The organism is Bradyrhizobium sp. NBAIM18, from assembly GCF_020193825.1.
Classification (GTDB): domain Bacteria; phylum Pseudomonadota; class Alphaproteobacteria; order Rhizobiales; family Xanthobacteraceae; genus Bradyrhizobium; species Bradyrhizobium yuanmingense.
The window spans coordinates 22109-45448 of the sequence record NZ_JADYVO010000004.1 but is presented as its reverse complement, the minus strand read 5'-3'; the positions used below and the strand labels follow the sequence as shown (position 1 = coordinate 45448).

Sequence of the window (23340 nt, the reverse complement as noted above, 5' to 3'; positions counted from 1 at the left end):
TGGCGCTTCAACGCCGGCGCGCCAAGTGTCCGCCCAGCGGACGGCCTTTATTCCGCGACAGGAATGGCCGACGCCGTCTCCAGCAGCTGGCTCGCAAACTGCGCGACCGCTTCCTCGATCCCCAGCGCCGAGCGGATCCAGATGATCGAGATGCAGCCGAATACGGCGCCGTCCCGCACGATGGCAACGGCAATCGAAGCCGTCTTGGGATTGTATTCGCCCTCGCTGCGGATGGCGTAGCCTCGCGCGGCGGTCTCGGCGATCATGCGGTCGAGCCGGCCCTGGTCGAGGAAGGGGCGGTCGTCGACCTCATCGATGCGGCGGAGATGATTGATGATGAGATCGCGTTCGCGCGCCGGGCAGGCGGCGAGATAGGCGCGGCCCGCAGACGTGCGCAGCATCGGCAGGCGCTTGCCGATCATGCCGCGATCGATCGAGAGCGGGCTGCGAGAGTGCGTGGTCTCCTGCACCACCATCGCCGCGTTCTCGTAAGTCGAGAGATCGACCGGCCAGACCAGCTTCTTGCTGAGATCGGCGAGAAAAGGCGCCGCGGCCTGGCAGATCACCACGCCGGGATCATAGCCGTCGCCGAGGCTCAATGCGCGCCGGGTGACCCGAAACCGGTCGTCGCTGGCGCTGCGGGCGATATAGCCGAGCTCCTCCAGGGTTTCGAGGAGGCGGTAGACGGTGGGTCGAGGCAGGTCGAGCGCGCGGGCAACGTCGCCGGCGCGGATGCCGCCGGAGCGGTTGACCTCCTGCAGCACGTCGAGTCCGCGCTTGAAGGCGCGGACGCCCTCAGACTGCCGGGGCTGGCCGTTCCGCGTCCGCTCCTTGGACACTTCCTATTTCCTCCCTTGTGGCACATCGCGGCGCGCTTATTGTCGCCTGCGAACGCGAGGCGATTGCGGAACGCCACCGTAGGATCGCGCGCGGCCGGTATCAAGCTCGCCGCAACACGGCGACCGCGATGCCTTCGGGAGGAGTTCGATGGAAATCGCAGCGCTCGGCTATATCGGAATCAGTTCATCACAGCTCGAGCAGTGGAGCCGGATGGCGACCGGGCTGCTCGGCATGCAGCAGGTCGATCGCGGCGGCAAGATGCGGGCCTTCCGCATGGACGACCGCAAGCAGCGGCTGATCGTCGACGGCGGCAGCGATGCTGGCCTTGCGGTGATGGGATGGGAAGTTCCTTCGACCGTCGAACTGGATAAGCTGGCAGGACGGCTCGAAAGCCATGGCATCAGGGTGGTCCGAGGTTCGCGCGCACTCGCTGACGAGCGGCATGTTGCCGAGCTGATCGCGTTCACTGACCCCGCCGGCAACCGGCTGGAGGCTTTTTGCAAGCCGGAGCTTGCGAGCGAGCCGTTCAGGCCGGGTCGCCCGATCTCGGGCTTCCGCACCGGCGCGCTCGGCATGGGGCATGTCGTGCTCAATGTGGAGGACGTCGAGCCGCTATTGCCGTTCTATCGCGACGTGCTCGGCTTTCACGTCTCCGATTTCGGGCTGAAGCCTTACGGGCTTTATTTCTTCCACGTCAACGGCCGCCACCACTCCTTTGCGATGGTCGGCTCGGGGCGAAAGGCGATGCATCACTTCATGGTCGAGCTCGGCTGCCTCGATGATGTCGGGCAGGGCTACGACCTCGCGCAGATGGACGAGGGGCGCATCGCCTACACGCTGGGCCGGCACACCAATGATCACATGACCTCGTTCTACGTGAATACGCCGTCCGGTTTCTTCATCGAATATGGCTGGGGCGGACGCGTCATCGATCCCGAGACCTGGCAGCCGCACGAGACCTTTGATGGGCCTTCCCTGTGGGGCCACGAGCGGCTGCATATGCCGGAAGAGCAGCGCACGCGATTGCGCGAGATGCGGCTCGACGCGGCTGCCCGCGGCGTGCGCGTCGCCGATCCGCGCGTGCCGCCGCTCAACTGCGCGTGGCTGGACTCGGTGGTCGCGCGTGAGTGACCTGCGGCGACGTCGCGATCAGGCTTCGCCGAGATCGACCTCGGTCAAGATGCCCTGGCGCAGCGCCAGCCGGACCAGCTCGATGTCGGAGCCGACGCCGAGCTTGTCCTTGATCAGCGAGTGCAGGTTCGCCACCGTCTTCGGGCTGACATGCAGCGTCTCGGCGATCTCCTCCGTCGTGTTCTCGGCGAGCAGCAGCCGCAGCACCTCGAATTCGCGTGGCGTCAGCACGTCGGCAGCGGAGGTTTCGCCGCTGATGCGGCTGAGCGCAAGCTCGTGGTCGATATCGGGGCTGATGGCAATCTTGCCGGCGAGCACGTCCTTGACCGCGCGCACCAAGGTCTCGGGCGGGCTGGTCTTGGTGACGTAGCCCCGTGCACCGGCGCGGATCGCCTGCACGGCAAATCCGGCGTTCTCGTGCATGGTGAAAACGAGAATCCGTGCCGCCTTGTCCCACTGCCTGATCCGCCTGACGGCCTCGATGCCGCCTATGCCGGGCATGCTGAGGTCCATGATGACGAGGTCGGGCGTCTCGGATTTGTAGAGACGATAGGCTTCCGCTCCGTCGGCTGCCTCGGCGACGACGCGCAGGCCCGGCTGCTTCTGCAGCACCGAGCGATAGCCCTCACGGACGACGGAATGGTCGTCGACCAGCAGGATGGTCGCTTCCGCCGTGCTCATGCAGCGTGCTCCAGGGCCTCAGAGGCGGCAGCCGGGAGCGGAATGAATACGCGCAGCGAGGAGCCCTGAAGGCCGGTCTCGAAGCTGATCCGGCCGCGAAGCGCGGCGACGCGCTCGCGCATGCCCAGCAGGCCCATGCCCGATTTTGCGGAAGCCTCGTTCGGCCGGCCGTCGTCCTCGACCACGAGAGCAATCTCGCTGTCGGCCATGGTCAGATGCAGGCTAACCTTCGTTGCACCGGCATGCTTGGCCGCGTTGGTGAGTGCCTCCTGCACGATGCGGTACAGGTTGGCACTGACAGAGGCGGGCACGCTGTCGAAGGCGCCGTCGAACCGGATCTCGAAGCGCGGCTGGCCGCGGCTGCGGCCGTTCCACCCCGAGACCAGGCCTTCGAGGCTGGCGACCAGGCCGAGCTCCTCGACATCGGGCGGCCGCAGCCGGAACAACGCGCCGCGCAGCGTCTCCATCATGCCGGTCGCGGTGCGGGCGATGCTGTCGCATTCGCCGAGCAGGTCGGGACAGTCCTGTGCCGCAGTCTGGCGGGCGGATGCGGCCAGCGCGCGGATCGCGGCGAGGGACTGGCCGAACTCGTCGTGCAACTCGCGGGCGAGATGGCGGCGCTCCTCGTCCTGGAGCGCGATCAGCTTCCGAGTCAGCTCGTTGCGCTCGGCGAGCGCCGTGTCGAGGCTTTCGGCGAGATGGTTGAAGACGTCGCGGATGGCGGAGAGCTCGGCGAGGTCGAACGGCGGCAGCCGGGTGGTGAGGTCGCCGGCGGCGATGCGTTCGAGGCCGCTGCCGATCATGCGGGTGGGGCGCAGGGCGCGGGCCAGTGCGGCATAGACCAGCGCGCAGAGCAGCGGCAGCGCGATCGCAAGCGCGATCATCAGGCGGCCGGCCTCGTGCCAGGCCTCCGCCGTCTGCACCGCCGGGTCGATAGAGACCACGGTCTCGCCGAGCTTGGTTCCGCGCACGATCACGGGGCGCGCGGCCTCGCGGCCGGGGTCGAACAGGCTGCGATAGAAGGCGGAGAAGGCTTGCGGCGGCGGGCTCGCCGGGGCAGGCGCGCCGCTACAAAAGCGCTGCAGCATGTCGCCGCTCGCGCTGCGGAAGCCGAGGCAGAGGCCGGGCGTCATCACATGGGCCGACACCGGGTCGAGGTCCGGAAAGTCCGAGCGGGGGCTCGCCCCCCACTGCACCTTGCCTTGCTGCAGCTCCAGCGTCTTGGCCACGATGGCGGCGATGCCGTCGATGCGCGCATGCGCGGCGCTGTCGGCGCTGACGAGGAAATAGGTGGAGATCGCGGCGAAGCAGGCGGCCGATATCGCGGCCACGCGCAGCGTCAGACGGACCTTGAGATCGAATCTCGGGCGATTCCACATCGGCTTGCACCTGGCGCGAACGGGCTTGTCGCGCCTCATTAAAGGGCAGAACGCCAGCGGCGGGAAGCGTTCCCGACTTGCCGCAGTGCAACGTCGTGAAATTTTCCCGGCGCTGCTCGGGACGGTGACGGGTGCGGGGCCTGAGGCGGCCCGTCCAGATTTTCGTCCCATCCACGAGGTCCGTTCATGCACCGCTGCCGCCTGATTCTCTCCGCCTGTCTCCTCCTCGTCCTCTCTTGCTCACCCCTCGCTGCGCAGACCGCCATCGGCGTCGCCATGGACGATTTCAGCTACACCGACACTTCGGGCGAGCCGACCGACCAGACCGCCGCCCACGAGCGGCGGCTGGCGGCGTTCATGGCCGCGCTTCGAAGGGACATCGAGGCAGACCAGCGCTACCGCTTGGTGCGATCCGTCCAAGACGGAGCGGTGTTCAAGGTGGTCGGCGGCATTCAGAAGACGAGCACGCTGGTGCAATGGGCCAAGGTCGCCGTGATCGACGTCGCCACCAAGACGCTCGTGCTGGACAAGCTCTACAGCTTCCGCGGCGACAATGACGAAGCATGGGAGCGCGCGCAGATGTTCGTGTCTCGCGAGGTCATGGCCGCGCTCGGCACGCCTGCGCCGGTCGCGCTGGCCGTGTTCGATTTCGAGCTCGAGGACATGACAGCCGCCTCAGCGGGGGCGTCCGCTGCGTCGGATGCGTCTTATCTCGCGGAGGTCACTGGCGGAGTGCGCGAGGCGCTCGGCCAATCCGGCCGTTACCGCATCGTCGAGGTCACCGCAGAGGCGGGAAAGGGCGGCGCGTTGCGGGATTGCGGCGGCTGCGAGATCTCCATTGCGCGCAAGCTCGGCGCGGACCAATCACTGATCGGCGTGGTGCGCCGCGTCAGCCGCACCGAATACACGCTCGGCTTCCAGGTGCGCGATGCCAGGACCGGCGCGGTGCTGGCGCGCGGCGACAGCGGACTACGCATGGGCGCCGACTATTCCTGGAAGCGCGGGGCCGTGCGGCTGGTCACCGACCGGCTGATCGAGGGGCAACAGGCCAACGACGCGCCTAGAAGGTAAGCTGGACCTTCATCGACTGCGCGCGGTCGCTGGCGAGCTCGAAGGCCGCGACCGCATTCTCGAACGGCATGGTGGCCGTGATCAATGGTTTGACGTCAATCAGGCCTTCGCCCATCAGGCGCACCGCCAGCTCGAACTCGGGATCGAAGCGGAATGTGCCGCGCAGCTGCAATTCCTTGGCCACGATGGAGTTGATCGGCAGCGTCATCTCGCCGCCGAGGCCGAGCTGCACCAGCGTCGCACCGGGCCTCAGCACGTCGAGCGCGGTGCGGAGCGCGGCCTGGTTGCCGGAGGCCTCGAACAGCGTGTCGAACACGCCCTTGCCGGCGCGCCAGGGATCGAGCGCAGTGGCATTGGTCGCGACGTCGATGGCATGCGTGGCGCCGAGCTTTTTCGCGACCGCGAGCGGAGCGTCGGCCACATCGGTGACAACGATCTCCGACGCGCCGCCGAAGCGCGAGACCAAAATCATCAGCGCGCCGATCGGACCGCAGCCGGTGATCAGCACGCGCTTGCCGAGCAGGGGACCGGCCTGCTTGCCGGCATGCAGGCACACCGCAAGCGGCTCGGCGACCGCGGCTTCCGCCAGCGACAGCTTGTCTGAGATCGGCACGGCCTGCGTCGCGTCGACCGTGATGAACTCGCGAAAGCCGCCCTGCACATGGGGAAAGCGCATCGCGCTGCCGAGGAAGCGCATGTCGAGGCACTGGTTGCGCATGCCTTCCTGGCAATGCAGGCAAGCCCCGCACGGGTTGCTCGGATTGACCGCGACGCGCGTGCCTGACCTGATGTTGGCGACGCCGTCACCGACGTCAGCGACGACGCCGGCGATCTCGTGACCCAGCGCCATCGGTTGCTGGATCCGCACGACACCGAAGCCGCCGTGATGATAGTAGTGCAGATCGGAGCCGCAGATTCCGCCATTGGCGATCTTGACGCGGACCTCGCCAGGGCCGGGGGCCGGATCGGCATAACTGTCGATCCGCAGGTCCTTCGGGGCGTGGATGACGACGGCGCGCATGGCTTGCTCCTGGTTCGCGGATCACATCGCGGCGATCATGCCGCCATCGACATAGATGATCTGGCCGTTGACGTAGGTCGACGCATCCGAGGCGAGGAAGATCGCAGCACCCACCAGCTCGTCCGGCTTGCCCCAGCGCTTTGAGGGAATGCGGCCCATCAGCCAGGTGTTGAAATCGGCATTGTTGACCAGCGCCTCGTTCATGTCTGTGAGCATGTAGCCGGGGCCGATCGCATTGGCCTGGATGCCGTGCTGGGCCCATTCCACCGCCATCGAACGGGTCAGGTTCTTGATGCCGCCCTTGGCAGCGGTGTAGGGCGCGATAGTGGGGCGGGCGAGTTCGCTGCCGAGCGAGCCGATATTGATGATCTTGCCGTGCTTGCGCGGGATCATGCGTTTGGCCGCCTCGCGGCCGATCACGAAGGCGCTGGTGAGGTTGGTCTCGATCACCTTGCGCCATTCGTCGGTGGTGAACTCCACCAGCGGCTTGCGGTGCTGGATCCCGGCATTGTTGACGAGGATATCGACGGCTAGGCCTTGGCTGTCGAATTCGTTGAAGGAGGCGACGATGGCGGGCTCGTCGGTGACGTCAAAGGCGGCGCCTTCGGCCTGATGGCCGGCGGCGCGAAACTCGGCGACGGCCTGCTCGACGCGCTTGGGATCGACGCCGTTTATGATGATCTTCGCGCCGGCCTTGGCCATGCCCTCGGCAATGGCGCGACCGAGGCCGCGGGAGGAGCCGGTCACGAGCGCGGTGCGGCCGGAGAGATCGAAGAGGGACGTGCTCATCTCAAGAATTCCTCAGGCGTTGGAGCGGCGCACGGTGAGATCGGTGCGCTCGAAGACGGCAGGCAGGAGGTCGACGCCCAGGCCGGGGCCTTCCATCGGGAAGACGTAGCCGTCCTTGATGGTGGGCATCGTGGTGACGAGCTCATTGTACCAGCCTTTGTAGAAGGCGCGCACCGATTCCTGGATCAGGGTGTTGGGCTGGCTGAACGACATGTGGATGGCGGCGATGAAGCCGATCGGGCCAATACAGTCATGAGGAGCAAAAGGCCGGTGATAGGTCTCGGCCATTGCCGCGATCTTGCGGCCTTCGGTGAGACCGCCGGTCCAGCACAGATCGGCCATCACCACGTGCATGGCGTCGCGGTCGAGCATGTCCTTGTAGGGGAAGCGCGAGCCCAGCGTCTCGCTGGCGCAGACCCAGACGTCGGTCGAGCGGGCATATTCGGCCAGCGCCTGCGGCGAGTTCATCCGGATCGGGTCTTCGTACCAGGTCGGCTTGTAGGGCTCGAGCGCACGGGCGATCTGCTTGGCGGTCGGCAGATTCCACAGCGAATGGAGCTCGACCATGATCTCCATCTTGTCGCCGACGGCTTTACGGATCTTCTCGAACGGCTCGATCGCCTGCTTCATCTGTGCGGCGGTGATGTAGAGGCCCTTGTTCTCCTGCGCGGCGGGATCGAACGGCCAGATCTTCATCGCCGAGATGCCGCTTTCGAGCAGGCTTTCGGCGAGCGCATCGGCATGGTTCATGAAGCCGTCGAGATCTTCGTAGGGACCCTTGGAGGCGCCGAGATTCCAGTTCGCGACCGCGCTGATATTGGTCGAGCGCACATATTGCGTGCCGGCGCAGGTGTTGTAGATGCGCTGCTTGTCGCGGCAGAGGCCGCCCAGCATCTGGTGCGCCGGCTGGCCGCAGACCTTGCCGAAAAGGTCCCACAGCGCGATGTCGATCGCTGATGCCGCGCGGTATTCGACGCCGGTCGAGGACTGCGCCATCGGCAAGTTCAGCATGTCGCGATGGATCGCTTCGATGTGCAGCGGATTGCGGCCGAGCAGGCGTCCGGCAAAGGTGTCGTGGATCTGCGCTTCGATCGCGCCGGCGCCATAGAAGGTTTCGCCGAGACCGATCAGACCAGTGTCGGTGTGGATGCGGACCCAGATGACGTTGGAATATTCCTCGGTGCGCAATGTCTCGATCGACGTGATCTTCACGGCAACTATCCTCCCATCGAAAGGCGCTTCGCACCTGACGTCTCATTTTGCGCTGCAACATGTTGCAGGGCGTGCCGACGTCTTACGCTTGCTTGTAATATATCACAACATATTTTAAGGGTGCACAAACAAGGCGCCACCCAGCAACGAGAGCGCGGGCTGACGGGAGAGGACGGCATGGCACGGCGCAAGCGCACACTCGCGGTGGTGAGACACGACGACGGGGGCAGGCCCTCCCGGCGCAACCGTCTCAACTTCTTCGAGCTGGCTTACCAGAGGATCGAGGAGCTGCTCGTTCATTGCGAGCTCAAGCCCGGACAATTCATGACGATGCTGGAATTGCAGCAAATCACCGGCTTCGGGCGCACACCGGTGCATCACGCCGTCAATCGTCTCTCCGCCGACACCCTCATCATCATCCGGCCGCGTCATGGCCTGCACATCGCGCCGATCGATCTGGCGCGCGAGCGCATGCTGCTGGCCCTACGCCGCGACATGGAACGCTTCGTGATCCGCCTCGCCGCCGATCGCGCCAGCCTGTCGCATCGCAATCAGGCGATGCACATCGAGCGTCTGCTGCGCGAGCGCCGCGCCAGCCTCACCCTCGACGAATTCAATCATCTCGACCGCCGCATCGACGCGCTGGTGCTGGAGGCCGCCGGCGAGCCGTTCCTGGTGCACACGCTGCGGCCGCTGCACACGTTGTATCGGCGCATCGGCTACATCCACCATCGCTTCATGCCGGGGCAGGCGGATCTGTCAGGCACGATCGATCATCATCTCGCCATTCTTGCAGCCGTCGCCAACCGCCGCGTCGATGAGGCCGTGAATGCGAGCGACGCGTTGATCGACTACATGGGCGAGATGTTTTCAGGGATGGAGGCGGGGATCGATCCGCGCCTGCTCGATTGCAGCATCGAGCCGCTGCTCGGCGCGTAGAGCATGATCCGGACCGGAAGGGCCGCGTTAGCGCAAAGTGTGCAGCGGTCCTCCGAAAAGATCATGCTCAAAACAGCAAGCTGAAGCGCGATGAGATCCTGATCTCATCGCGCTTCAGAGAGTTCTGAAGAAAGGAAGAAGAAGAATGTCAACGATGGCGATGCCACAGGCGACCGCGAGCGAAGCCGCGGTCCGCTACCTCATCACGAACTACAGTCCCAAGGGCAACAAGGTCGGCTGGCTGATGATGGCCTCGATCCTGGTCGAGGCCTGGGACCTCTATTCGATCGCCTTCGTGCTGATCTTCATCAAGGAGCAGTACAATCCCGATCCGCTGATGCTCGGCCTCGCCGCCGCGGGCACGCAGGGCGGTGCCCTGATCGGCGCGCTGCTCGGCGGTTGGCTGTCCGACAAGATCGGCCGCCGCGTGATGTTCCTGGTGACGATGGTGCTGTTCATCGTACTGGCGCTGGCGCAGGCCTTCGTACCCAGCGTCGGCTGGCTCGTCGTGATCCGCTTCCTACTCGGCATTCCGCTCGGCTCCGACATCTCGACCGGCTACACCTACATCATGGAATCCATGGCCAAGGGCGAGCGCGAGGTCATGGGCAACCGCTGGCAGTTCATGTTCGCCGTCGGTGAAGTTCTCACCATCGGCGTGATCGTGATCTTCCTTCTGGTCGACATGAACCACGAGATGCTGTGGCGCGTGACGCTCGGTCTCGGTGCGGTGCCGGCACTGATCATCCTGATCATGCGTCACGACGTGCCGGAGACGGCGGTGTGGCTGGTGCAAAAGGGGCGCTACCGCGAGGCCAAGCAGGTCGCGCGCGAGATGTTCAACGACAATCTCGACATGCTGCCGGATCGGGACGTCGAGGTTCCCAAGATCAGCACGCGCGCATTCCTCGCTGACCTCAGGAAGGATCCGATTCGCTGGCGCGCCACCCTTTATGGCTGGATCGCCTGTTTCGCCCAGGCGAGCGAGTTCTCGACCTTCGCGTTCTATCTGCCGGTGCTGTTTGTGATGGTCGGCGTCTCGAGCGTGCTCGGCATCAATGTGGTGACGATGGCGCTGTTCTCTTTCGCCGCCCTGTCGGGCTGGGTCGGACCCTTGCTGACGCCGAAGATCGGCCATCGTGGCATCGCCATCGCCGGCTTCGGCATCGTGCTGGTTTCGCTGCTGGTCGCGGCCTTCGCGCTCTACACCGACAACAAGATCCTGCTGCCGTTCGCCGCCGCCGGCATGCTCTGGGGCCATTATTGGGATGCGTCGAACTGTATGACGATCCCGACCATGGTCGCCCGTCCGCGATATCGCGGCACCGCAAGCGGCTTCGCCTACATGTTCGTGAAGCTGCCGTCGTTCCTGGCGATCTTCCTGTTCCCAACGGTGTTTGCCGCGATCGGGCAGGCGAACGCCACGCTGATGGTCGCGATCTTCCCGCTGGTAGGCCTGCTTGCCGCGATCTTCATCCTGCCTGAAGTCTACGGCTACGAGAACGACTGACGATGAGCGCTATCTGATCGCGGCGGCTAACGCCGTGATCAGGGCCGGCGGCGTCACCAGCAGGCCGAGCTTGAGGAACGGCCAGGCGCCGACCTCGATCTTCTCGCGGCGGAGCGCGACCAGCCAGAGGATGGTGGCGAGCGAGCCGGTGACCGACAGATTGGGGCCGAGATCGACGCCGATCAGGATCGCGCTGACGACGGGCACCGGCAGATGATCGCCGGCGGCAACCGAGCCGGCGACGAGGCCGACCGGAAGATTGTTGGCGATGTTGTCGGCGAGCGCGGTGGCAATGCCCACGCTCCAGGCCGCCTGCGGGACCGATTGAGCTACCGCCTGGTGCAACAACGCGTTGAGCTGCGCGATCACGCCGGTCTTGATCAACGCCTCCACCATGACGAAGAGCCCGCCGACGAGCGGCAACACGCTCCAGGACACCCCGCGCAGCACGGGCAAGGGTGATTGCCGGCTGAGCAGCAGCACGATCGCGGCCGTCACGCCGCCGCAGATAAAGGTCGGCAGGCCGAGCTGCTTGTCGAGCGCTGACGCCGTGACCAGCACGATGCCGATCGCGACGATGCCTATTGCGGTGAGCTTGCCGCCGCGGCCGAGCTTGGGATGCGGCACGCTGCGCGCGATCGTCTCTTCCTTCAGCGCGCGGTGCTGGGTCAGGCGCAGCACGATGTAGGTCAGCAGGATCGACGCCGCCGAGGGCAAGGCGAACAGGCGTAGCCATTCCGTCAGGTGCGGCATGCGCGCGCCGAACACGACGAGGTTGGCGGGGTTGGAGATCGGCAGGACGAAACTCGCGGCATTGGCGATGAAGGCGCAGACGAACAGATAAGGCAGCGGCTTGGCACCGGCCGCGCGCGTCGCGGCATAGACGGCCGGCGTCAGCACGATCGCGGTGGCATCGTTGGAGAGCAGCACCGTCACCAGCGTGCCGACGAGATAGATCAGCAGGAACAGCCGCTGCGGCGAGCCGCGCGCGTATTCCACCGCGAGCGCGGCCAGATAATCGAACAGGCCTTCGAGCCGCGCCAGCTCGGCGATCAGCATCATGCCGATCAGGAAGAGATAGACGTCGAGGCCTTTCTCGATGCCCGTCAGCGCCTCCTGCCAGGGCAGCAAACCAAACAGCACGAGTGCGCCAGCGCCGATCGCGGCCCAGATCGCCTCGGGCAGGCGAAACGGTCGGAGGATGACGCAGGCGGTCGCGACGAAGATGATGCTCCAGGCCCAGATGGCGTCAGACGGCACGTTCAGTCCTTGAGGTTCGGTCAGTCATTCGGCATCGATAACCGATACGAGAACGGCTGTCTTCCCCTAGCGTCTTGGCGCGGCAACAGTCTGGATTGCTTCGCTACGCTCGCAATGACGGAATTTGTGGCTGCTTCTCGCGAATGTGACACTCACCTTGCCACCGACAGCTTCTCCATGATCGCCTTGCGCAGGATGCGCGAGAGCGATTCCACCGAATACGGCTTCTGGATCAGCTCGAATCCGCGGTGGGCGTTCTCGGCCAGCACGTTGCTGTAGCCGGAAGTGAGCACCACGGGCAGGCCCGGATAGCGCTCGCGGATGATGCCGGCGAGCTCGACGCCGTTCATGCCGGGCATGATGACGTCGGAGAACACGAGGTCGACGGCAAATTCGTTCTCGCCCAGGATCGCCAGCGCCGCATTGGCATTGGGGACGCGGCGCACGACATAGCCGAGATCCTCCAGGAGCTCGGTGGAGAAGCGGCCGACCTCGTCGTCGTCCTCGACCACGAGCACGCGATAGCCACGCCCGGTCGTGGCCGCCTCGTGGCTCAGGGCCGCTGCTTCCTTCTCCGTGGTGGGGCTTTGCGCCTGCGGCAGGTAGATGGTGAAGGTGGCACCTTCACCTTGCGTGCTCGTTACCGCAATGTCGCCCTCGGACTGCTTTGCGAAGCCGAAGGCCTGGCTGAGCCCGAGGCCGGTGCCCTTGCCGACCTCCTTGGTGGTGAAGAACGGCTCGAAGATCTGTTCGAGATGTTCCGGCGCGATGCCGCTGCCGGTATCGGTGACGGAGATCGCGACATAGTCGCCGCGGCGCGCCGATTGTGCGCGCAGGCTCGGGATTCCCGACACCTTGCGCACGGCGATGGTGAGGCGGCCTTCGCCGTCCATGGCATCGCGGGCGTTGATGGCGAGGTTGATCAGCGCGGCCTCGAACTGGGCGATGTCGGCCACCGTGAAGCAATCGGCGTCCTGAACCTCCACGGCGATCTCGATGCGGGCGCCGACCAGCGGCCGGACCAGCTGAGCCACGCCCTCGACCTGGCTGCCGACGTTGAAGATCTGCGGCTTCAGCGGCTGCCGGCGCGCGAAGGCCAGAAGCTGCGCGGTCAGCTTGGAGGCGCGCTCGACGGTGTCGGAGATGGCGTCGACGTAGCGTCGGCGGCGCTCCTCCGGCAGCTCGCGGCGGCGCAGGAAATCGGTCGCAGAGCGGATGATGGTGAGGAGATTGTTGAAGTCGTGCGCGACGCCACCGGTGAGCTGGCCGATCGCCTCCATCTTCTGCGATTGCCGCAGCGCTTCCTCGCCGCGGCGCCGCTCGGTGATGTCCACCGCCTCGGGCACGGCGCCGGTGATGTTGCCCTGGCGGTCGAGCACGGGGCGCATGCCGAAGTCGAAATCGCGCTCGCCGACAGGCAGGCGCAGGCGCATCTCCAGCCGCACGGGTTCGCCTTTGAGCACCGTCTCGAAGGCTTCGCGCACGGCGGCACTCATGCCGTCCGTGCCGGTGAACCATGGCGTGTCCCAGAACGGCTTTCCGATCACGTCCACGGAATTCGCCTTGATGCCGGCGAGCGCGGTCTTGTTGGCGTAGACCAGCTGGCCCTCGAGATTGACCAGGCCCTGATACTGATTGCTCGTCTCCAGGATCGCGCGCAGCCGCGCCTCGTTGGCTTCGAGCTCGGCGGTGCGATCGGCGATGCGCTCTTCCAGCGTCTCGTTCAGCCGCCGGAGCTCGATCTCGGCCTGCTTGGCGACGGTGACGTCGTGGGCGACGCCGATGAAGCCGATATGCTTGCCGGTCGCATCCCAGCGCGGCTGCGATTCCGAGCGGAGCCAGCGCCATTCGCCGCTGGCGTTCTTGTAGCGCGCTTCCAGCACGAAGGGCTTGAGGGACGCTTCACCCTGGACGGATTGCTGCAGCACGTGCGGCAGGTCGTCGGGATGCAGCACCTTGCGCCAGTCGAAGTCGATGGCCTGATCGTAGGGCAGGCCGACGAAATCGACATAGGCCTGGTTGGCGAAGGACCGCTTGCGGTCGAGCTTGGTGACCCAGATCGGCACCGGCGCGCTGTCGGCGATCAGCCGGAAGCGCTCCTCGCTTTCGCGCAACGTCTCGCGCGCCAGCGCCTGATCGGTCATGTCGATATGAGCGCCGACGAGCCGGATGGCGCGGCCGTCCTTGTCGCGCTCGATCTTTGCGACGACCCTGATCCAGCGGGTCTCGCCGTCGCTGGGGCGGATGATGCGGTATTCGGCGCTGTAGTCTTCGCTCGCTCCGGCGAGCGCTTCGAAGAAATGCTTGACGGTGGCGTCGCGGTCGTCGCAATGGATACGGTTGACCCAATCCTCGTGCGACTCCTCGGCGGCTTCCGGCGGAAGGCCGTGGATCATCAGATATTCGGGCGAACGGCGGTTCTTGAAGCCTTCGCGGAAATCGACCTCGACGCCGCCGACCTTGCCGATGCGCTGGATGCGCGCCAGCTCGGCCTCGCGCTCCTGCAGCGCGCGATAGGCGTTGTCGCGCTCGCGCGCGACGTCTTCGAGGTGCTGGCGCAGCCTTTCGGCGGCGATGGTCTCGGGCAAGGGTTCGTTCAAGGCATCGGCCGTTGTCATGCAGGTGCGCACGTGCCGGACCGATATTCACACAGACGGAGCGTGATGGCCATTGTTTAGAGGGCAGGTGGTGCCGGGAAATAGGGGCGCGCGCCTGAACGCAGAGAAGTACGCGGTGGTAACGTCCGGTCTGGCAATTTGTTCCGAATACTGGAACGATCGGCGGATTGAGGCGTCGTCGCGAGGTGCCAGCGCGCTCATAAGCTTTCCTTTCCCACGAGGCTAAATCTTGAAGCTCTTTATCTGCCAGGCCTGCGGCAACGTCCTCTATTTCGAGAACCGCGCCTGCGAACGCTGCGGCCATCGGATCGCCTTCCTGCCAGAGAAGGAGACGATGTCGGCGATCGAGGCCGACGGAGAGGCCTGGAGCATCCTTGCCGACAAGGGCGAGAGCCGGATGCTGTGCCGGAATGCCGAGTACGACGTCTGCAACTGGCTGACCGACGCTGGCGATAGCACCGGCTATTGCCGCGCCTGTCGCCACAACGGGACCGTGCCGAATCTCTCCGATCCGGCGCAGCTCGCCGGCTGGCGCGAACTGGAGGTGGCCAAGCACCGGCTGTTCTATTCCCTGATCCGCTGGAAGCTGCCGCTCCAGACCCGCCAGGACAATCCCGAGCATGGCCTGATCTTCAACTTCCTCGCCGACGATCCGCACAGCGGCGAGAAGGTCATAACCGGCCATGACAACGGCCTGATCACGATCGCGCTGACCGAGGCCGACGACATCGAGCGCGAGCGGCGCCGGCTCGAGATGGGCGAGCCGTACCGGACGCTGCTCGGGCATTTCCGCCACGAGGTCGGACATTACTTCTGGGATGTGCTGGTGCGCGATGGCGGCAAGCTCGACCAGTGCCGCGCCGTCTTCGGCGACGATAGCGCCGATTACGGCCAGGCCCTGCAGCGCCATTATGCCGAGGGCGCGCCGCCGGACTGGCAGCAGAACTACGTCTCGGCCTATGCCACGACCCACCCTTGGGAGGATTTCGCCGAAACCTGGGCGCACTACCTCCACATCGTCGATGCCCTCGAAATGGCCGCCGAGTTCGGCATGGAGGTGCGTCCCAAGGTCGACCGCGACGGGGAGCTGACGGCGCGCATCCGCTTCAACCCATACGAGGCCAGGGATGTCGAGGCGCTGGTCAACGCATGGCTGCCCTTCACCTTCGCCATGAACAGCGTCAACCGCGCCATGGGCCTGCGCGACCTCTATCCCTTCATCCTGTCGCCCGCGGTGGTCGGCAAGTTGGGCTTCATTCATGACCTGGTCCGGGACACGGCCAAGGCCGGGAAGCCCTAGGGATGCCGCACGGCGGGCGCGTCGGGCCCATTTCGGTCTTGCGCTGGTACGCCAAAGGCGGCCCGATTTAGACCGTTGCCTCCAGCCCATTTTGATGTACCACGGGAGCCACACGGCCCCTCCCAAAGGCCCCAACGGCCAGGGAAGGGTCCCGCCCAAGGTCGAGACTCAAGAAAAGCATGTTCAAACGCATTCTGATCGCCAATCGCGGCGAAATCGCCTGCCGGGTCATCAAGACTGCCCGCAAGATGGGAATTCAGACGGTTGCGGTCTATTCCGAGGCCGACCGCGATGCCCTCCATGTCGAGATGGCCGACGAGGCGGTGCTGATCGGCCCGCCGGCCGCGGCCGAGAGCTACCTGGTGATCGAGAAGATCGTGGAGGCCTGCCGCAAGACGGGCGCCGAGGCCGTGCATCCCGGCTACGGCTTCCTGTCCGAGCGCGAGGCGTTTCCGCGGGCGCTGGAGGCGGCCGGCATTGTCTTCATCGGCCCCAATCCGGCCGCCATTGCGGCGATGGGCGACAAGATTGAGTCCAAGAAGGCCGCCGCAAAAGCAAAAGTCTCGACCGTGCCGGGCTATCTCGGCGTCATCGAGGACGACAAGCACGCGGTGCGGATCGCCGACGAGATCGGCTACCCCGTCATGATCAAGGCCTCCGCCGGCGGCGGCGGCAAGGGCATGCGCATCGCCCATTCCAAAGCCGAGGTTGCCGAGGGCTTCAACCTCGCCAAGGCGGAGGCAAAGGCCTCGTTCGGCGACGACCGCGTCTTCGTCGAAAAGTTCATCGTCGATCCCCGCCACATCGAGATCCAGGTGCTGGGCGACAAGCACGGCAACGTGATCTATCTCGGCGAGCGCGAATGCTCGATCCAGCGCCGCAACCAGAAGGTCATCGAGGAAGCGCCGTCGCCGCTGCTGGACGAGACGACCCGCCGCAAGATGGGCGAGCAGGCGGTCGCGCTGGCCAAGGCCGTGAACTACGATTCCGCCGGCACGGTCGAGTTCGTCGCAGGCCAGGACAAGAGCTTCTACTTCCTGGAGATGAATACGCGCCTCCAAGTCGAGCATCCCGTCACCGAGCTCGTCACCGGCATCGATCTCGTCGAGCAGATGATCCGCGTCGCGAGCGGCGAGAAGCTCGCCATCGCGCAGAAGGACGTCACGCTGACCGGCTGGGCGGTGGAATCGCGCCTCTACGCCGAAGATCCGTTCCGCAACTTCCTGCCCTCGATCGGGCGCCTGGTGAAATATCGTCCGCCGGCGGAAGCGAGCCGCGACGGCATCACCATCCGCAACGATACCGGCGTGCAGGAGGGCGGCGAGATCTCGATCCATTACGATCCGATGATCGCCAAGCTCGTCACCCATGCGCCCTCGCGCGCGGCGGCGATCGAGGCGCAGGCGACTGCACTGGACTCGTTCTATGTCGACGGTATCCGCCACAACATCCCGTTCCTGTCGGCCTTGATGCATCATCCGCGTTGGCGCGAGGGACGGCTCTCGACCGGCTTCATCGCCGAGGAATTCCCCAAGGGTTTTGCGGTGCGTGTGCCCGAGGGCGAGGTCGCGCGTCGCATCGCCGCGGTCGGCGCCGCGATCGATCACGTGCTCGGAGCGCGCAAGCGGCAGATCTCCGGCCAGATGGGCGGCCGCGTCGTGCAGCGCGAGCGGCGTCGCGCGGTCTGGCTCGACCGCCAAGAGATCGTGCTCGAGGTCGCGCGCGAAGGCGAGGCGATCGCGATCCGCTTCATCGACGCCGACGGCAAGGCCGGCAATACGCATCTGTTGCAGTCGCCGTGGAAGCCGGGCGATCCGGTCTGGCAGGGCACCATCGACGGTCAGTTCGTCGCCGTGCAGACCCGCCCGATCGCCAACGGCATCCGCCTCGCGCATCAGGGCGTCGAGGTGCCGGTCTATGTCTGGACCGAGGCCGAGGCGGCCTCCGCGCGGCTGATGCCGGTGACCACGGCCTCCGACAGCGGCAAGAAGCTGCTCTGCCCGATGCCGGGCCTCGTCGTCTCGATCGCGGTGAGCGAGGGGCAGGAGGTCAAGGCCGGCGAGACCCTGGCGGTGGTCGAAGCCATGAAGATGCAGAACGTGCTGCGCGCCGAACAGGACGGAACCGTGAAGAAGATCCACGCCAGCGCCGGCGCGACACTCGCGGTGGACGCGCTGATCCTGGAGTTTGCGTAAGATAAAAGATGTGAGTGGGGGTCTTGCCGGGCCTCAAGCTCACCGTCATTGCGAGCGCAGCGAAGCAATCCAGACTGCCTCTGCGGAAAGACACTGGATTGCTTCGCTGCGCTCGCAATGACGGAGTACGTTGCGGCTGCGTCGCAATATTGGGAGGGCACCATGGCCTTTCGTTCCCGCCGCGAGAAATTGCGATCGATCCTGTCGGGCGGGACGTGCGTCCATCCCGGCTCGGTCTATGACGCGATCTCGATCCGCATTGCCGAGGACCTCGGCTTTCCGCTTGGCATGTTCGGCGGATCGGTGGCTTCGCTCGCCGTGCTCGGCGATCCCGATGTCACGCTGATCACGCTCACCGAGCTTGCCGAGCAGATGCGGCGGATGTCGCGGGCCTCGGCGCTGCCGGTGCTCGTCGACGCCGATCACGGCTATGGCAATGCGCTGAACGTGCGCCGCACGGTGCAGGAGCTGGAGACGGCGGGCGCGGCCGGCCTCACCATCGAGGACACGCTGCTGCCCGCCGCATTCGGTGCGACGAAGGCACAGCTGATCTCGCTGGAGGAGGGCGTCGGCAAGATGGAGGCGGCGCTTGGCGGCCGCAGCGATCCCTCGCTGGTCATCATGGGCCGCACCGGCGCAGCCGCGATCACCTCGATCGAGGATACGGTGCGCCGCGCCCAGGCTTATGAGGCCGCCGGCGTCGATGCGCTGTTTTTCACAGGCATCAAGTCGCGCGCCGAGCTCGAGGCCATCGTCTCCGCCACGCGGCTGCCGATCGTGCTCGGCGGCGCGTCCGAGGAATTGAGTGGGCTCGATTATCTTGCCGGCCAGCGCGTGCGCATCGCGCTGCAGGGCCATGCGCCGATCGCCGCCGCGACGCAAGCCGTCTACGAGACACAGAAGGCGTTGCGCGAGGGCATGGCGCCAAAAAGCCTCAAGGGCCTGGCATCGTCGGAGCTGATGGCGCGCGTTACGCGCGAGGCCGCGGTCAAGGCGCGCAGCGCCGATTTCCTCGGATCGAAGACATGAGCCGGGCGATTCTCCAGGTCATGGTCCGCGGCCGCGTGCAGGGCGTCGGTTATCGGGCCTGGGTGGAGTCGCAGGCCATCGCGTATGGCCTCGAAGGCTGGGTCCGCAACCGCCGCGACGGCAGCGTGGAAGCGATGTTCGCTGGCGCCCCGACGCACGTTGCCGACATGGTCGCGCTGTGCCGCCACGGCCCGCCGTCCTCGCGCGTCGACAGTGTCACCAGTGAGACGGCAAGCGTGGATGAGCTGAACTTGCGCAGGGCAGGTGAAGCGTTCTCGGTGCTGCCGACGGTGTAGATATATCGCGCTCTCCTCGCAAGCGAGGAGAGATGAAGAAGCCATCACCTCGGCAATTTCGCGATCGCCTCGCTCAGCTCGTGGATCTCATAGGGCTTGCGCAGGATCGGGAAATCGCCGCGCACGCCGGCGGCGACCTCGCTGTAGCCGGTGGCGAGCAGGATCGGCAGGCCGGGACGGATCTGACGGAGGTGATGGGCGAGGCTGAGGCCGTCCATCTTGCCGGGCATGACAATGTCCGAGAACACGAAGTCGACGCCGTCGCTCTCGATCTCGCGCAATGCCGCTTCGGCATCGGCGACACGGCGCACTCGGTAGCCGAGCTGCTCCAGAAGACCGATGCTGACCAGCGCGACGTCCGGATTGTCCTCGACCAGCAGCACCGTGCCGCTGCCGCGGAACGCCGCTTCCGGTACCTCCCGCGACGGCACATCTGTGCCGCGCGGCAGGATGATGGTGAATGTCGTGCCCTTGCCGAGCTCGCTCGCGACCTTCACCGTGCCGCCGGCCTGGTGAGCGAAGCCGTGGACCTGCGAAAGGCCGAGGCCGGTGCCCTTTCCGATCGGCTTGGTCGTGAAGAACGGCTCGAAGATCTTGTCGAGAACGTCGGAAGGAATTCCGAGCCCGGTATCGCGGACGTGGATTGCGACGAAATCGCCGTTGAGGGGGGCCTCGTTCAGCACGACGTTGCGCGCACCTATCGTCACCGTGCCGCCGTCCGGCATCGCGTCCCGCGCATTGATGACGAGGTTGAGCAGTGCGGTCTCGAGTTCGGAGACGTCGGCCTTGATCGGCCAGGTTTCGGAGTGGATCTCGAAAGCGAGACGCACGGAGCTGCCGACGCCAGCGTCGAGCACCTCGCGAATGGCCGCGACGCGTTCAGTAAAATCGATCGCCTGCGGATTGACGCTCTGCCGCCGCGCGAAGGTGAGAAGCTGGTTGGTCAGCGCTGCGCCGCGCTTGGTCGCGGTATCAATCGCCGAGATGGCGCGCTCGAGCCTGGGATCGTCGGCGGCGCCTTTCTTCAGGATGTGAAGGCTGCCGCTGATGATCATCAGAAGATTGTTGAAGTCGTGGGCGACGCCGCCGGTGAGCTGCCCGAGCGCATCGAATTTCTGCGACTCGGCCAGCTGCTTCTGCATCGCCTCGAGCTTGAGTTGGGCATTGCGGCGCTCTGTGATGTCGCGTGTGATCTTGGCGAAGCCGATCAGCCTGCCGTCCTCGTAGATCGGATCGATCACGACGCTTGCCCAGAAGAACGTGCCGTCCTTGCGGACGCGCCAGCCTTCCTCCTCGTATCGGCCTTTGTCCCGCGCGATGCCGAGCGCCCGCGCCGGCTTGCCGTTGGCGCGGTCGGTCTCGGTGTAGAAACGGGAAAAATGCTGGCCGAGGATCTCCTCGGGGGGGTAACCCTTGATGCGTTCGCCGCCGATGTTCCAGCTGGTGATGATCCCGTTGGGGTCGAGCATGTAGAGGGCGTAGTCGGCAACCCCCTCAACCAACAGCCGGAAACTGCGCTCGCTCTCGAACAGGTCTCTCTGCTGATTGAACTTTTCGACCATTCCCGGACCCCGCCTCGACGGGAACAAACGCGGCATCCGCGAGATGGTTCCCGCCCTGTGGGACATTTCTAGGCAGGCGTAACGGGCCGGAGGCCTCGTGCTTGACAACAAAGCGATTGCGTCAGATATTTCTGTCATGACAGAAATATCCGGAAAAAAGAAACTTCCCGCTGCCGTCGAGCGCTTCATCCTGCACTGGGGCGACATGGGCGACGAGTGGGGAGTGAACCGCTCAGTAAGCCAGATTCACGGGCTGCTTTATCTTGCCGAGGCGCCGATGACCGCCGAGGACATCGCCGACACGCTCGGCATGGCACGGTCCAACGTCTCCAACTCGCTGAAGGAGCTGCTCGCCTGGAACCTGATCCGGCGGGTGCCGATCCTGGGCGACCGCCGCGACCATTACGAGGCTGAGACCGACATCTGGGAGATCGCCGCGAGAATCGCGGCGCGGCGCAAGGAGCGGGAGATCGACCCGGCGATCGCGGCGCTTCGCGCCTGCGTGTCCGATGCCACAGACGATCCCGGCATCAGTCCCGTTGCAGCCAAGCGCCTGAAGGAGATGCTGGCGTTCACCGAGCTCGCCGACCACTGGTTCATGCAGATGCTGAAGGTGCCGCGGCCGCGGCTGGTCGCCTTGATGCGGCTTGGCGAGAAGATCGCCAACCTGCTGCCGATCGGCAAGGTCAAATAGGATCGAGGAGGTTGCGATGACGTCGGCACGACTATCGGGCTCGGCGGCCCGCTCGGCACCAGGCGGCAATGGATGTCCTGGATCGAGCGCGACGATTTGATCCGCCTGATCGCCTATGTGATGGCGACGCCGGATCTGTCGGGTCCCGTCAACGCCACGGCGCCGATCCCCGTCACCAACGCGAAATTCACCGAGGAGCTCGGCCGCCGCCTGCACCGGCCCGTCGTGTTCCGCATTCCCGGCGGCCTGCTGCGCCGGATCGGCGGCGGCTTTGCCGACGAGCTTCTGCTCGGTGGCCAGCGCGTGCTGCCGAACGAGGCGCTGAGCCGCGGCTTCGTGTTCCGCCACGAGACGCGCAGCGCGTTCGAGACGATCCTGTGAGCGTCAGACGGGCTCAAGCCGCCACGCTCCGGAATGTCGCCGCCACCGCACGCAGCGCGGCAAGTTTCGCGGGATCGCTGACCTTCGAATGCAGCATCACCCTCGAGCTGCCAAGCTTCGGCAGCTTGTGCGCAGGGCCGATGTCAATCAGCCCGGGCGGCACGATCCGCCGCGCCAGCGGCGCGATCGCAAGCCCCGCTAGCGCGGCCGCGACCACCGCGGTGACGCCGCCGCCGACGAAGCGCTCGCGCCAGGAGATGCCGGCCTTGTCGAGCGCGCGCACCGCGACGGCGCGCACCCCGCAGGGCGGGGCGAGCGTTGCGAGCGGCAACGGCTCCCCTTTCGGCAGCGTGAAGCGGCGTGCGGCGAACCAGCCGAACTCGTCCTCAGCCAGCTTCTCGCCGCCGCGGCGGCTGCCTTCCTGGCGCACGATTACCGCATCGAGCTCGCCCGAATCGTAGGCATCCTGCATCTCGCGTGAGAAGCCGATGGTGACGGCGAGGGTGAGGTTCGACGACATCGCATGCAGGCGCTCAAGTAGCGGCACCAGTTCGGGCCCTGCGGCGTGATCGGAGATGCCGAGCGAGAGCGACTGCGCGGCCGGCGCGCCGCCCGACAATGCGAGATCGTGCGCCGCGATCAGCGCGCGGGCGCGATCGAGGAACGCGGCGCCATCGGCGGTAAGGCGGACTGCGCGCGGCGAGCGCTCGACGAGGCGCTTGTCCAGCAAGGTCTCCAGCCGCTGCAGCTTCAGGCTAACCGCGGCCTGCGTCGTGCCGAGTGCTTCGGCGGCACGCGTAAAGCTCTGGAGGTCGGCGACCAGAAGGAAGGCCTGGACGGTGGCGATGTCGAGTGTGGCGTTCATTATGACCTGTTATCACTGGTATCAATATTGATAAGATACCAAAATGACAGCGGCCGGTCTAGTTTCTTCCCGACGCCGCGCAAGTTGCGCGGCATATCGAGGAGAACGACAATGGCCCTGATCACCGTGTCCTACACCACGTCCCGCCAGTCCCCCTCGCTGAAGGCCGATATCGCGAGCGCGGTATCCGAGCTCACCGCAAAGATCCTGCGCAAGGACCCCAAGGTCACCGCCATCATTGTGAAGTCCGTGGATGCCGGCGACTGGTTCGCCGGCGGCGAGTCGCTCGCCGAGCAGAAGCTCGCGAGCTACTGGATCGACATCCACGTCACCGAGGGCACCAACACCAAGGACGAGAAGGCAGCCTATCTCGCCGCCATGTTCAAGCGCATGGCCGAGATTCTGGGGCCGCTGCATCCCGAGACTTACCTGCATGTCGACGAGGTCAAGGGCGACGCCTACGGCTTTGGCGGCCTGTCTCAGGAGCGGCGCTACATCGCCGGCAAGCTCGAGGTCTCGCTGCAGGCGGCGTGATGTGAGAGGCCGCGGGTGAGCAATCTCACCCGC

General features: G+C 65.7%; 20 protein-coding genes and 1 pseudogene. 11 read left to right on the top strand and 10 right to left on the bottom strand.

What is annotated here, in order from left to right; genetic code table 11:
- Positions 1 to 47: 47 nt before the first annotated feature.
- The gene (locus I6F17_RS10495; protein ID WP_225129009.1) at positions 48 to 839 is read right to left on the bottom strand and encodes a DNA-binding transcriptional regulator; all 792 of its coding nucleotides are present in this window, start codon (positions 837 to 839) and stop codon (positions 48 to 50) included.
- A gap of 148 nt (positions 840 to 987) precedes the next feature.
- On the opposite strand from I6F17_RS10495, the gene I6F17_RS10490 reads away from it, so the two are divergent.
- Positions 988 to 1971 (top strand): VOC family protein, encoded by a 984-nt coding sequence (locus I6F17_RS10490; RefSeq protein WP_225129010.1) that lies wholly within the window; start codon positions 988 to 990, stop codon positions 1969 to 1971.
- A gap of 18 nt (positions 1972 to 1989) precedes the next feature.
- Here the strand turns inward: I6F17_RS10490 and I6F17_RS10485 are convergent, their stop codons facing one another.
- Both I6F17_RS10485 and I6F17_RS10480 read right to left on the bottom strand, forming a co-directional pair.
- Complete coding sequence (locus I6F17_RS10485; protein ID WP_036044745.1) at positions 1990 to 2652, bottom strand: response regulator transcription factor; 663 nt, start codon at positions 2650 to 2652, stop codon at positions 1990 to 1992.
- Positions 2649 to 4031, bottom strand: coding sequence for a histidine kinase (locus tag I6F17_RS10480; protein ID WP_225129012.1), 1383 nt, complete (start codon positions 4029 to 4031; stop codon positions 2649 to 2651). The genes I6F17_RS10485 and I6F17_RS10480 overlap by 4 nt, the downstream gene beginning before the upstream one ends.
- Before the next feature lie 186 nt (positions 4032 to 4217).
- Here I6F17_RS10480 and I6F17_RS10475 point away from each other — a divergent pair, with 186 nt between their 5' ends.
- Positions 4218 to 5102 carry a DUF3280 domain-containing protein gene (locus I6F17_RS10475; RefSeq protein ID WP_225129014.1) on the top strand — a complete coding sequence of 295 codons (885 nt, stop codon included), beginning with the start codon at positions 4218 to 4220 and terminating at the stop codon, positions 5100 to 5102.
- On the opposite strand, the gene I6F17_RS10470 is transcribed toward I6F17_RS10475, so the two are convergent.
- The 3 genes from I6F17_RS10470 to I6F17_RS10460 are packed head-to-tail and all read right to left on the bottom strand — an operon-like array spanning position 5092 to position 8124.
- Positions 5092 to 6123 carry an L-idonate 5-dehydrogenase gene (locus I6F17_RS10470; RefSeq protein WP_225129015.1) on the bottom strand — a complete coding sequence of 344 codons (1032 nt, stop codon included), beginning with the start codon at positions 6121 to 6123 and terminating at the stop codon, positions 5092 to 5094. The genes I6F17_RS10475 and I6F17_RS10470 overlap by 11 nt on opposite strands.
- Before the next feature lie 21 nt (positions 6124 to 6144).
- A complete protein-coding gene (locus I6F17_RS10465) occupies positions 6145 to 6912 on the bottom strand; it encodes an SDR family oxidoreductase (RefSeq protein ID WP_225129016.1) in 768 nt (255 codons plus the stop codon).
- A gap of 12 nt (positions 6913 to 6924) precedes the next feature.
- The gene (locus I6F17_RS10460) at positions 6925 to 8124 is read right to left on the bottom strand and encodes a mandelate racemase/muconate lactonizing enzyme family protein (RefSeq protein ID WP_225129018.1); all 1200 of its coding nucleotides are present in this window, start codon (positions 8122 to 8124) and stop codon (positions 6925 to 6927) included.
- 177 nt (positions 8125 to 8301) lie between these two features.
- Here I6F17_RS10460 and I6F17_RS10455 point away from each other — a divergent pair, with 177 nt between their 5' ends.
- Complete coding sequence (locus tag I6F17_RS10455) at positions 8302 to 9063, top strand: GntR family transcriptional regulator (RefSeq protein ID WP_225129020.1); 762 nt, start codon at positions 8302 to 8304, stop codon at positions 9061 to 9063.
- A gap of 145 nt (positions 9064 to 9208) precedes the next feature.
- A complete protein-coding gene (locus tag I6F17_RS10450) occupies positions 9209 to 10573 on the top strand; it encodes an MFS transporter (RefSeq protein ID WP_225129022.1) in 1365 nt (454 codons plus the stop codon).
- Between the two features lie 9 nt (positions 10574 to 10582).
- Here I6F17_RS10450 and I6F17_RS10445 read toward each other — a convergent pair whose 3' ends face one another.
- Together I6F17_RS10445 and I6F17_RS10440 are read right to left on the bottom strand one after the other, a co-directional pair.
- On the bottom strand, positions 10583 to 11833 hold the full coding sequence (locus tag I6F17_RS10445) for an arsenic transporter (RefSeq protein ID WP_225129024.1): 1251 nt from the start codon (positions 11831 to 11833) through the stop codon (positions 10583 to 10585).
- Positions 11834 to 11985: 152 nt separating this feature from the next.
- Entirely contained in the window at positions 11986 to 14463 is a 2478-nt protein-coding gene (locus I6F17_RS10440; RefSeq protein ID WP_225129026.1) for a PAS domain S-box protein, read from the bottom strand.
- A 217-nt stretch (positions 14464 to 14680) separates the two neighbouring features.
- On the opposite strand from I6F17_RS10440, the gene I6F17_RS10435 reads away from it, so the two are divergent.
- From I6F17_RS10435 to I6F17_RS10420, 4 genes are all read left to right on the top strand, one after another.
- Entirely contained in the window at positions 14681 to 15751 is a 1071-nt protein-coding gene (locus tag I6F17_RS10435) for a putative zinc-binding peptidase (RefSeq protein WP_225129038.1), read from the top strand.
- Between the two features lie 179 nt (positions 15752 to 15930).
- Positions 15931 to 17946, top strand: a complete 2016-nt coding sequence (locus I6F17_RS10430) for an acetyl/propionyl/methylcrotonyl-CoA carboxylase subunit alpha (protein WP_225129040.1) — start codon at positions 15931 to 15933, stop codon at positions 17944 to 17946.
- A gap of 162 nt (positions 17947 to 18108) precedes the next feature.
- Positions 18109 to 18975 (top strand): isocitrate lyase/PEP mutase family protein, encoded by an 867-nt coding sequence (locus I6F17_RS10425; RefSeq protein ID WP_036044781.1) that lies wholly within the window; start codon positions 18109 to 18111, stop codon positions 18973 to 18975.
- Entirely contained in the window at positions 18972 to 19271 is a 300-nt protein-coding gene (locus tag I6F17_RS10420) for an acylphosphatase (protein ID WP_036044725.1), read from the top strand. Before I6F17_RS10425 ends, I6F17_RS10420 begins: the two co-directional genes overlap by 4 nt.
- A 44-nt stretch (positions 19272 to 19315) precedes the next feature.
- On the opposite strand, the gene I6F17_RS10415 is transcribed toward I6F17_RS10420, so the two are convergent.
- Positions 19316 to 20833: a PAS domain-containing sensor histidine kinase gene (locus I6F17_RS10415; protein ID WP_036044724.1), complete on the bottom strand. Its 1518-nt coding sequence runs from the start codon at positions 20831 to 20833 to the stop codon at positions 19316 to 19318.
- A gap of 136 nt (positions 20834 to 20969) precedes the next feature.
- Here I6F17_RS10415 and I6F17_RS10410 point away from each other — a divergent pair, with 136 nt between their 5' ends.
- Both I6F17_RS10410 and I6F17_RS10405 read left to right on the top strand, forming a co-directional pair.
- Entirely contained in the window at positions 20970 to 21527 is a 558-nt protein-coding gene (locus I6F17_RS10410; RefSeq protein WP_225129051.1) for a MarR family transcriptional regulator, read from the top strand.
- Positions 21528 to 21563: 36 nt separating this feature from the next.
- Positions 21564 to 21908 (top strand): annotated as a pseudogene (locus I6F17_RS10405) (DUF1731 domain-containing protein); the annotation flags it as partial.
- A 13-nt stretch (positions 21909 to 21921) separates the two neighbouring features.
- Here the strand turns inward: I6F17_RS10405 and I6F17_RS10400 are convergent.
- The gene (locus tag I6F17_RS10400; RefSeq protein WP_036044720.1) at positions 21922 to 22773 is read right to left on the bottom strand and encodes a LysR substrate-binding domain-containing protein; all 852 of its coding nucleotides are present in this window, start codon (positions 22771 to 22773) and stop codon (positions 21922 to 21924) included.
- A gap of 111 nt (positions 22774 to 22884) precedes the next feature.
- Here I6F17_RS10400 and I6F17_RS10395 point away from each other — a divergent pair, with 111 nt between their 5' ends.
- The gene (locus I6F17_RS10395; protein WP_225129079.1) at positions 22885 to 23307 is read left to right on the top strand and encodes a 4-oxalocrotonate tautomerase family protein; all 423 of its coding nucleotides are present in this window, start codon (positions 22885 to 22887) and stop codon (positions 23305 to 23307) included.
- The last annotated feature ends 33 nt before the right edge of the window (positions 23308 to 23340 follow it).